Below are 1,388 nucleotides of genomic sequence, written 5' to 3' on the forward strand. Positions count from 1 at the left end.
TCAACCGGATAGCGGGTTTTGCTCATCTTCACCGTTCGGGGACTTCCTGGCCTCGAACGGCGTTCCAAAAACAGTCCACCAATCCCCGATCTCAGTTCCGATAACCGCCTGCCAGCCCCTGATACGGGTGTTGCGTTCGCCATGATGATGAGTTGCACGGCTATATACTGGCACACCGGCTTGAAGCGCATGTCGCTGGGAGAACGATTGAACTCCGCTGCCGCCAGTGCCGCTTCCCGACGGATGAGGTTGTAACTCAGTAGCAACCCCCAGACCTCTTGATACACCAGATCGACGGTTTTGCTTCTCAACGTCAGGGCGTTTGACTGCATCGAGCTTTTGATATCCCGGAACCCCAGTTCAATTTCCCAACGCTCCCGATACAGAGCGACCACCGCGTTTGCGGGGTACGTGTCAATGGGCAATGAGGTCAGTAACACCTTCTCTTTGCCGTTGGTTGTATAACGGATTTCTCGTGCCTGCCAGACGGAAGGGAGTTCCGGGTGTTTCTTTCGGGCTTGCGGAGACACCTTCATTTCGATCCGTCGGTCATCCGCGCCATAGCGCTCCACCTCGGTACTAACGATGTTTTTCCTTGCGGGCGTTAGCCAATGACGGTCGGTGCCAGTACGGTTCAGGCTCAGCATCAAATGCGCACTCCAGAAGCCCTTGTCAAACAAGGTGACAGAGTGATCTGGAATCTGTGCCAGAAACGAGTCTGCCAGCGTCATTTCACTGCGACGATAGGGACTGAGTTGCGCATCCAGCAGAATATGGGAACGAACATTCATCAGCGCCACCAGGCGCATCATGGGATAAGGCGTCTGCCGGTTGGTCGAGGTATTACCCGAGCCAAAATGATCGCGTAGTTCAGGCGTGTCCTGAGTTCTCAGTACCGCGCCATCGACCGCCATGACTTGTAACCCGTGCCAATCATCACCCTTGTGGCGTTCTTTTGCCCAGACGTCGCCGGTTTGCCGGAACAACCATTTAACGGGGTCGGCACCCAGCCGCTTGCGGGCTTCGGTGACACCGCTACGGGCCAGTAGACTGTCTGAAGCGAGCCCTTGAGCACATACATTCAAGCGCCGAGCCACTTCATGAACGGGTTCGTCACGGAACAGTGCCATTCCCAGAACCAACCAGAGCACTTGTTCAGAGGGAAGGCGTCGACGTCGAATGGTGGCTTTACTGCTTAATCGAAGCGCCGACTCAATCCATTCAACGGGGATGTTCTGGGTAAAGGTACTCAGATCGGAGAAGTTAAAGAGTTCGTCTAGGTCGAGAAGATCTTGCTGAATGGACATAAAAAAATCCGATGTCATGGTCTGACATCGGATTTTCCAGATACTGCTCAGATGAGTAAATGGCTTAAGTGAACAGCATTA

General features: G+C 54.0%; 1 protein-coding gene. It reads right to left on the minus strand.

Features of this window, described 5'->3' with window-relative positions:
- On the minus strand, nucleotides 1-1,307 hold a 1,307-nt coding region (locus tag WG929_RS20865; protein ID WP_416207607.1), incomplete at its 3' end, for an IS4 family transposase.
- Nucleotides 1,308-1,388: the final 81 nt, after the last annotated feature.

The sequence above is a fragment of the Oceanobacter antarcticus genome (assembly GCF_044962685.1).
Classification (GTDB): domain Bacteria; phylum Pseudomonadota; class Gammaproteobacteria; order Pseudomonadales; family Oceanobacteraceae; genus Oceanobacter; species Oceanobacter antarcticus.